The following is an 8,348-nucleotide window of genomic DNA, read 5'->3' on the forward strand; positions in this document are numbered from 1 at the left end:
ACGACACGGCTGGGGCATCCGCAGCCGGTGCCTGCGGCGGTTGTTGCGGCTGCGGTGGGCGAAAGTCGTGACGCTCGGCCGGCACATGGTCCGGCAAGGTGGGCGGCGGTACTGCCGGCGCGGCGAGAAAATCGAACAGATCCGGTTTGGTATCCAGTGGCGAACCGCCGGGCTGCATCTGCACCGAGAAGGTGGAAGGCGCTGCCGGTTCGGGGAAAACCGCAGCGCTGCCGCCCTGGCGACTCATGAGCGCATCGAAGCCGGTGAAGGGATCGCTATTGGCCATCACCGGCGTTTCTGTCGAAAAATTGGCGCTGCTCAGATGCACCAGAATGTCGTATTCACCGAGGCGAATCAGCTCGCCATCGTGCAGCGGTTCGCTGTTGCCGCGATGCATCCGGATGCCCGCGTTGACCAGTTGCACGCCATTGGTGCTGGTGTCGGTCAGATAGTAGGTGCCACCGCGAAACTGGATCACGCAGTGTTGTCCGGAAACCAGGCGCTCGGGGTCCGGCAGAACCCAGTCATTGTCCTGATTACGCCCGATTTTGAGCTCTCCCTGGTCGAGTTCCACCTCCGCGCGCTGCCCGGGTGTCAGCTTGTGATAACTGGTGATGGTCAGACGCAGTGGCATTCAAGCTCCTTGCAAATCATCGCGACTGAACTTCGCGTTTACCCAACGAGAGACCTGAGTATAGGTCTGGCAAAGTCGAAGAGTGTTGTTCACAAGTAACACTTTGAATGTGCTTTTTTGCGATTACATATATAGCAAAAGAAGCTAAATAAAATTTTTCAGGTCGCCTATCTTCTTTCGCCTGACACTTCGTCGTGACAAATGGCCAATTTCTTGACAACAACAAAACACTGCCAAGACTTGCTCTAACCAACCGCTGGCGAAGTCGGTTTCACCTCGCCGTATCGAACGTAATTCGCAGGATGCGGATGTAGTCCAGCGTTCGGTCTGAAGGCATTACCTGCTGCGGCAGGTCTGATATGGAGATCACCCATTGTGGTGGACGTACAACAGCTTTTGACTGCCATCTCACCCGACTCGCCGAGCGGGGATGACCTCGAATACGACGCCGCTTTTCTCGAACTGGAGCGCACCGCACAAGGCCAACCCGAACGTCAGATGGGCGACTCGGTATTGCCTGCCGAGCCGCCGGACTGGCGCCAGGTCCGTGAGCAGAGCGCAGCACTGTTCGCACGCAGCAAGGACCTGCGCATCGCCAATTACTACCTGCAGAGCAGCATCGTGCTGGACGGCGTCGCCGGCCTGGCCCAGGCGCTGCAATTGATCCAGGCGTTGCTGCAGCAGTTCTGGGACAGCCTTCACCCCGTGCTGGACGCCGACGACGACAACGACCCCACCTTCCGCATCAACGCCCTGGCCGGCATCAGCGCCGAACCGGTGGTGCGTCTGCTGTGGGACATGCCGCTGATCCGTTCACGCGCCTTCGGCACCGTCACCCTGCGTGCAGCGCTCAATGCCAGCGGGCTGCAGCGCTTCACCAGCGAGAGCATGAGCCTCGAGCAGGTCGGCGGCGCCTTTCGCGACAGCGACGCGGAACAGGTCGAGGCCTGTCGCGCCGCGATCACGGCCGCCCAGGCGGCGCTGCAGGGCATCGAGCGCGAAGTCAACGAGCGCGTGGGCTCCGATCGCGGAGCCGAACTCGGCGCGATCAAGCAGCTGTTGCGCCACGCCGTGCACATCGTCAACGAGCATGCGCCCGCCGCAGGCGGCGAGCAGGCCAGCTCCGAGCAGCCTGCGCCCGCCGAGCCAGGCGAAGTCGCAGCCGTCAGTGCCTCGGCGCCGCGCCCGAGCGGCGAGATCAACCATCGCGACGATGTGCTCAAGGCGCTCGACCGCATCCTCGCCTATTACGCCAGGCACGAGCCCTCCAGCCCGGTTCCGGTGCTGCTCAACCGTGCCAAGACCCTGGTCAACGCCGACTTCGCCACCATCGTGCGCAACCTGATCCCGGACGGCTTTTCCCAGTTCGAACGCTTCCGGGGACCGGAGGGCGAATAGCTCTGCTGAGCACTTTTCCCATTCACAGCACTACAGCCGCAACCGCAGCGCAGGAGGAACAAGATGGCCAACCCCAGCAGCCAGAAATTCATCGCTCGCAACCGTGCTCCACGGGTGCAGATCGAGTACGACGTGGAGCTCTACGGCGCGGAGAAGAAGGTCCAGCTGCCCTTCGTCATGGGGGTGATGGCCGATCTCGCGGGCAAGCCCGCCGAGCCGCTGCCGGCGGTAGCTGACCGCAAGTTCCTGGAGATCGACGTGGACAACTTCGACTCCCGGCTCAAGGCGATGAAACCGCGCGTCGCCTTCAACGTGCCCAACACCCTCAGCGGTGAAGGCAACCTCAGCCTCGACATCACCTTCGAGAGCATGGACGACTTCAGCCCCGCCGCCGTGGCGCGCAAGGTCGATGCCCTCAATCAACTGCTCGAAGCCCGCACCCAGCTGGCCAACCTCCTGACCTACATGGACGGCAAGACCGGTGCCGAGGAAATGATCATGAAGGCGATCAAGGATCCGGCCCTGCTGCAGGCGCTGGCCAGTGCACCGAAACCGACCGATTCCGAGCCGCAGAGCTGATAGAGGACGCAGACCATGGCCGAGACGATGACCGAACAGCAGGCCCAGGCCGGGACTGCTACCGCAGAAGGCGGCGACTTCGCCGCCCTCCTCCTGCAGGAATTCAAACCCAAGACCGAGCGCGCCCGCGAGGCGGTGGAAACCGCAGTGCGCACCCTGGCCGAACATGCGCTGGCAAAGACCGACCTGATCTCCAACGATGCGATCAAGTCCATCGAGTCGATCATCGCGGCCATCGACGCCAAGCTCACCGAGCAGATCAACCTGATCATGCACCATCAGGACTTCCAGCAACTGGAGAGCGCCTGGCGCGGGCTGAGCTACCTGGTCAACAACACCGAGACCGACGAGCAGCTGAAGATCCGCGTGATGAGCATCTCCAAGGGCGAGCTGCACAAGACCCTGAAGAAGTTCAAGGGCACCGCCTGGGACCAGAGCCCGATCTTCAAGAAGATGTACGAAGAGGAATACGGCCAGTTCGGCGGCGAACCCTACGGCTGTCTGGTCGGCGATTACTACTTCGACCAGTCGCCGCCGGACGTGGAACTGCTCACCGAACTGTCCAAGGTCTGCGCGGCCATGCACGCGCCGTTCATTTCGGCGGCATCGCCCACGGTCATGGGCATGGGCTCCTGGCAGGAGCTGTCCAACCCGCGTGACCTGACCAAGATCTTCACCACCCCCGAATACGCCGCCTGGCGCTCGCTGCGCGAGTCCGAGGATGCCCGCTACATCGGCCTGACCATGCCGCGCTTCCTCGCCCGCCTGCCTTACGGGGCCAAGACCGATCCGGTCGATGCCTTTGCCTTCGAGGAGGACACCAGCGGCGCCGACAGCAGCAAGTACACCTGGGCCAACTCGGCCTACGCCATGGCGGTGAACATCAACCGCTCGTTCAAGCTCTACGGCTGGTGCTCGCGCATCCGCGGCGTGGAGTCCGGCGGCGAGGTGACCAACCTGCCCGCCCACACCTTCCCCACCGACGACGGTGGCGTGGACATGAAGTGCCCCACCGAGATCGCCATTTCCGACCGCCGCGAGGCCGAGCTGGCGAAGAATGGCTTCATGCCCCTGCTGCACAAGAAGAACACCGACCTGGCCGCGTTCATCGGTGCGCAGTCGTTGCAGAAGCCGGCCGAGTACGACGATCCCGACGCGACCGCCAACGCCAACCTCGCCGCGCGCCTGCCCTACCTGTTCGCCACCTGCCGCTTCGCGCATTACCTGAAATGCATCGTTCGCGACAAGATCGGCTCGTTCAAGGAGAAGGACGACATGCAGCGCTGGCTGCAGGACTGGATCCTCAACTACGTCGATGGCGATCCCGCCCACTCCACCGAGACCACCAAGGCGCAACACCCGCTGGCGGCGGCCGAGGTCGTGGTCGAGGAAATCGAAGGCAACCCCGGGTACTACAGCTCGAAGTTCTTCCTGCGGCCGCATTACCAGCTGGAAGGGCTCACCGTGTCGTTGCGCCTGGTGTCGAAACTGCCCTCGGCCAAGGGCGCTTGATTCATCCAACACGGGTGCCCGCCGCCTGGGAGGGCATCGTTCTGCATAGTGTGGCGCTAGCCACCAAGGAGGCATGATGGCTGTTGATATGTTCATCAAGATCGGCGATCTCGAAGGCGAATCCGCCGACAAGACCCACGGAAAGGAAATCGACGTACTGGCATGGAGCTGGGGCATGTCGCAGAGCGGCAACATGCACCAGGGCGGTGGTGGCGGTGCCGGCAAGGTCAGCATTCAGGACATCTCGATCACCAAGTGGATCGACAAGTCCTCACCCAACCTGATGATGGCGTGTTCCAACGGCAAGCACTTCCCGGAAGCCAAGCTGACGGTGCGCAAGGCCGGTGGCGAATCACCGGTGGAGTACCTGATCATCACCCTCAAGGAAGTCCTGGTGTCCTCCGTCAGCACCGGCGGCAGCGGCGGCGAGGATCGCCTGACCGAGAACGTCTCGCTCAACTTCGCCCAGGTGCTGGTCGACTACCAGCCGCAGAAAGCCGATGGTGCCAAGGATGGAGGCCCGGTCAAGTACGGCTGGAACATCCGCGAGAACGTCAAGGTATGAACGCAGCCCACCCCGAGCAGGAACTCGGGGTGGGTAATTTCAAACCCGGTCATGCGCGAAAGGAGTTTCGACAATGGCCCGCCCTGCTTTCATCAACTTGTGGAGCAGCTATCCCACGGAGAGTCATCCCTGCGACGGGGGATGGGAAAATCAATGTGCGATCCGCCTGAGCATCACCCTCAACGCGGAGCGGAGCATCCGCGTGGATCGCCAGACCTATTCCGAGCCGCGTTGCAGTCACGGCCATGCGCGCGGGGCGGAGTCCCTCGCCAACTGGCTGTGGCGTCATCATCTCGGCCGGCCGACCGTCTTCACCGACGGGGCGCTGGCCAAGCGTCAGGTCAACGAGAAGACCGGCATCATCTTCTTCAAGGACTGCTTCACCCGCAGCGGCGAAACCACGGCCACGGGCGATCACATCGACCTGTGGAACCGCGGCCGTACCAAGACCTACGACGACCCGGCCAACCACGCCGCCCAGGTCTGGTTCTGGGAGCTGACATGAAAGCGACGCCACTTTCGGCAAGCCTTGCCGGCCTGATGTGCCTGAGCCTGGCTGCCTGCGCCCAGTCGGCTGCCGACAGCGCCACCCAGGCCCTGTTCAGCGAGCAGAGGCTGCAGCTGCAGGACCACGCCGGGCAGTGCCGACTGATCGGCGAAGACGGCGAACTAGACCTGCTGCTCAAGTGGCCCTGCCAGTTCCACCGCGACCCGCAGGGCAGGTTGCGCACGCAGCAGGTGGGCAGCACCCAGGTGCTGCTGGTGGAAAGCAGCGAGCCGGATGAGCCGCCCAGCCGCGACTGTGACACCACCTTGCAGGCGATCAGGACGACCGAACAGGGGCTGGAGGCTTCCACGGTGGTCAGCCGGGTTGCCGCCTGCCCGCCCTTTCAGTGGGACGAGAAAGTCTTCATCGGCCTGTTCGAGGCCGCGGCTCAGGGTTCCTGACAAGACCTACCCGCACCCGCGCGGTGCATGAATGAAGGATGCAGTGATGAACGCCGATGAACTGCTACGTGCCGGCAAGCTCGATGAGGCGCTCAACGCGCTGCAGGATCAGGTGCGGGCGCAGCCGTCCAATGCGTCGTTGCGCGTGTTCCTGTTCCAGCTGCTGGCGGTGCTCGGGCAATGGAGCCGCGCGCAGAACCAGTTGAAGGTGGCAGGCGAGCTGGACGCCTCCACCCTGGCCATGGTGCAGACCTACCGCTCGGCGCTGGAATGCGAGGCGCTACGTGCCGAAGTATTCGCCGGACGTCTGACACCGGTGCTGCTGGGCGAACCCGCGCCCTGGCTGGCGCCCCTGATCCAGGCGCTGCAAGTGGATGCGCGGGGCCATGCCGAGGCAGCACAGGCGCTGCGCGATCAGGCCTTCGAAGCCGCACCGGCGGTACCTGGGGAACTCAATGGCGAAGCCTTCGCCTGGTGCGCCGATGCCGACCCGCGACTCGGCCCGGTGCTGGAGCTGATCGTCAATGGCCGCTACGTCTGGCTGCCGATGGAGAACATCGCCAGCCTGACGTGCGAGGCGCCCAGCGATCTGCGCGACCTGGTGTGGATGCCCGCCGAGCTGACCCTGCGCAACGGCGGCAGCACCGTGGCGCTGATTCCCAGCCGTTATCCCGACACGGTCCAACTCGGCGATGACGCGGCGCGCCTGGCACGCAAGCTGGACTGGCTCGACAACGGCCTACCCATCGGCCAGCGGCTGTTCGCCACTGACCTGGGCGATACCGCGTTGTTCGAGCTGCGCAGCCTGACCTTCGGCGCAGGAGCAGCCTGACGATGGCCGAGCTGACTCTGCAGGAGCGCTTGCAACCTTCGCTGCTCGATCGTCTCACCGACGACGATCCCCACAACCCGAAGGAAAGCGCCGAACGCCGGGTGATGAACCAGAACCAGCTCAAGGCCTCGGTGCTGCGCGACCTGGCCTGGCTGCTCAATACCACGGCCCTGCTCGACAGCGAGAGCGCCGCGCAGATGCCGGCCGGCAGCTCGGTGATCAATTTCGGTCTGCCGCCGCTGTCCGGCCACACCGCTTCGAGCATCGACGTGCAGCTGGTCGAGAGCGTGCTGACGGAAATCATCGAGACCTATGAGCCGCGTCTGCTCAAGGGCTCGCTGCGGGTGCGTGCGCAACTGCAGAGCGACGAGATGAACCACAACGCCCTGAGCTTCGAGATCGAGGCCGACCTGTGGGCCGAGCCGGTGCCGCTGCGCCTGCTGCTGTCCACCGATCTCGACCTGGAAACCGGGCACATCAAGGTCGCCCCGGTCGATGGCAGGAGGCGCTCATGAACCCGCGCCTGCTCGACTATTACAACCAGGAGCTGCAGCACATCCGCGAAAGCGCGGCGGAGTTCGCCGCCGAGTTCCCCAAGATCGCCAGTCGCCTGACGCTGTCCGGCATCGATTGCGCCGACCCCTATGTCGAAAGACTGCTGGAGGGTTTCGCCTACCTCACCGCCCGTGTCCATCTGAAACTGGACGCCGAATACCCCACCTTCACCCATAACCTGCTGGAAATCGCCTACCCCCACTACCTGGCGCCGACGCCGTCGGTGACTGTGGTGCAGCTGTGCGCCGACCCGGACGAAGGCTCGCTGGCCAGTGGTTTCCGGATCGAGCGCGGCGCTGCGCTGCGAGGCCAGCTGGGGCACGAGGAACAGACCGCCTGCGAATACCGCACCAGCCATGACGTGACGCTGTGGCCGCTGGAGGTCAGCCGCGCCGAGTACTTCGGCAACCCGGCCACCGCCCTGGGCCGCCTGGCCGCGGCAGAACCCAGGGCCAAGGCCGGCCTGCGCATTCGTCTCAAATGTGGCGCCGGCATGCCCTTCAAGGCCCTGGCGCTGGACAGCCTGCCGCTGTTTCTCGCTGGGGCGGACGAGCAGCCGTTTCGCCTGTATGAGCAACTGCTGGGCAATGCCTGCGCCCTGTTCATCAAGAGCGTCGACGGCGAATGGGCCGAGCGCCTGCCGCTGAGCTGCATCCAGGCGCGCGGCTTCGACGACAAGGATGCGGTGCTGCCCGTTGTGCCGCGCGCCTTCCAGGGCTACCGCCTGTTGCAGGAGTACTTCGCCCTGCCCAACCGTTTCCTGTTCGTCGAGTTCAGCGGTCTGCTGCGCGGCGTGGCTCGTTGCGCGACCCAGGAGCTGGAGCTGGTGGTGCTGTTCAACCGCCTCGATGCCAGCCTGGAAGGCTCGGTATCGGCCGCGCAGTTCGTGCCCTTCTGCACCCCGGCGATCAACCTGTTTCCCCGTCGCGCCGACCGCATCCACTTGAGCGACCGCGTGCATGAGTATCAGGTAATCGCCGACCGCACCCGCCCGCTGGACTTCGAGGTGCACTCGCTGACCCAGGTCAGCGGCCACGGCAGCGGTCCCGAGCAACCCTTCCAGCCGTTCTACGCCATTCGTGACCCGGCCCGCTATGGCCGCGAGCAGGCCTATTACGTGGTGCGCCGCGAGGCACGCCGGCTGTCCAGCCAGGCGCGGCGGCGCGGGCCGCGTTCCACCTACGTGGGCAGCGAAACCTTCGTTTCGCTGGTGGACGTCAACCAGGCGCCGTATCGACATGACCTGCGCCAGCTGGGCATTGGCGCCCTGTGCACCAACCGCGACCTGCCGCTGCTGATGCCGGTGGGCACCGGCAAGAGCGATT

At 64.4% G+C, this 8,348-nt stretch carries 10 protein-coding genes; 9 read left to right on the plus strand and 1 reads right to left on the minus strand.

Translation table 11 applies throughout. The features are described from left to right. Positions 1–634 (minus strand): type VI secretion system-associated FHA domain protein TagH (tagH, locus tag N7333_RS22980; RefSeq protein WP_279859435.1); only part of this gene is annotated, 634 nt, incomplete at its 3' end. A 375-nt stretch (positions 635–1,009) separates the two neighbouring features. Between tagH and tssA the strand changes: the two genes are divergently transcribed. The 9 genes from tssA to tssF all read left to right on the plus strand — a co-directional run. Further along, entirely contained in the window at positions 1,010–2,032 is a 1,023-nt protein-coding gene (gene tssA, locus N7333_RS22985; protein WP_129482649.1) for a type VI secretion system protein TssA, read from the plus strand. A 63-nt stretch (positions 2,033–2,095) separates the two neighbouring features. Beyond that, positions 2,096–2,611: a type VI secretion system contractile sheath small subunit gene (tssB, locus tag N7333_RS22990; RefSeq protein WP_129482648.1), complete on the plus strand. Its 516-nt coding sequence runs from the start codon at positions 2,096–2,098 to the stop codon at positions 2,609–2,611. Positions 2,612–2,626: 15 nt separating this feature from the next. Next, positions 2,627–4,123, plus strand: coding sequence for a type VI secretion system contractile sheath large subunit (gene tssC / locus N7333_RS22995; protein WP_012018664.1), 1,497 nt, complete (start codon positions 2,627–2,629; stop codon positions 4,121–4,123). A 76-nt stretch (positions 4,124–4,199) separates the two neighbouring features. Continuing rightward, positions 4,200–4,688: a type VI secretion system tube protein Hcp gene (locus N7333_RS23000; protein WP_003245004.1), complete on the plus strand. Its 489-nt coding sequence runs from the start codon at positions 4,200–4,202 to the stop codon at positions 4,686–4,688. A 73-nt stretch (positions 4,689–4,761) separates the two neighbouring features. Continuing rightward, positions 4,762–5,193: a type VI secretion system amidase effector protein Tae4 gene (locus N7333_RS23005; protein WP_003245003.1), complete on the plus strand. Its 432-nt coding sequence runs from the start codon at positions 4,762–4,764 to the stop codon at positions 5,191–5,193. Further along, the gene (locus N7333_RS23010) at positions 5,190–5,636 is read left to right on the plus strand and encodes a hypothetical protein (protein ID WP_096826502.1); all 447 of its coding nucleotides are present in this window, start codon (positions 5,190–5,192) and stop codon (positions 5,634–5,636) included. Before N7333_RS23005 ends, N7333_RS23010 begins: the two co-directional genes overlap by 4 nt. 46 nt (positions 5,637–5,682) lie before the next feature. Continuing rightward, positions 5,683–6,468: a type VI secretion system accessory protein TagJ gene (locus tag N7333_RS23015; RefSeq protein ID WP_273264398.1), complete on the plus strand. Its 786-nt coding sequence runs from the start codon at positions 5,683–5,685 to the stop codon at positions 6,466–6,468. Positions 6,469–6,470: 2 nt separating this feature from the next. Then, the gene (gene tssE / locus N7333_RS23020; RefSeq protein ID WP_003244997.1) at positions 6,471–6,983 is read left to right on the plus strand and encodes a type VI secretion system baseplate subunit TssE; all 513 of its coding nucleotides are present in this window, start codon (positions 6,471–6,473) and stop codon (positions 6,981–6,983) included. Continuing rightward, a partial coding sequence (gene tssF, locus N7333_RS23025) for a type VI secretion system baseplate subunit TssF (protein ID WP_279859436.1) occupies positions 6,980–8,348 on the plus strand: 1,369 nt, incomplete at its 3' end. The genes tssE and tssF, both read left to right, overlap by 4 nt.

Source organism: Pseudomonas sp. GD04158 (assembly GCF_029834875.1).
Classification (GTDB): Bacteria; Pseudomonadota; Gammaproteobacteria; order Pseudomonadales; family Pseudomonadaceae; genus Aquipseudomonas; species Aquipseudomonas hydrolytica.

Coding starts and splice junctions, on each gene's coding strand:
- tssB (WP_129482648.1), top strand. CDS start 2,096: ATGGCCAACCCCAGCAGCCAGAAATTCATCGCTCGCAACCGTGCTCCA.
- tssC (WP_012018664.1), top strand. CDS start 2,627: ATGGCCGAGACGATGACCGAACAGCAGGCCCAGGCCGGGACTGCTACC.
- N7333_RS23000 (WP_003245004.1), top strand. CDS start 4,200: ATGGCTGTTGATATGTTCATCAAGATCGGCGATCTCGAAGGCGAATCC.
- N7333_RS23005 (WP_003245003.1), top strand. CDS start 4,762: ATGGCCCGCCCTGCTTTCATCAACTTGTGGAGCAGCTATCCCACGGAG.
- N7333_RS23010 (WP_096826502.1), top strand. CDS start 5,190: ATGAAAGCGACGCCACTTTCGGCAAGCCTTGCCGGCCTGATGTGCCTG.
- N7333_RS23015 (WP_273264398.1), top strand. CDS start 5,683: ATGAACGCCGATGAACTGCTACGTGCCGGCAAGCTCGATGAGGCGCTC.
- tssE (WP_003244997.1), top strand. CDS start 6,471: ATGGCCGAGCTGACTCTGCAGGAGCGCTTGCAACCTTCGCTGCTCGAT.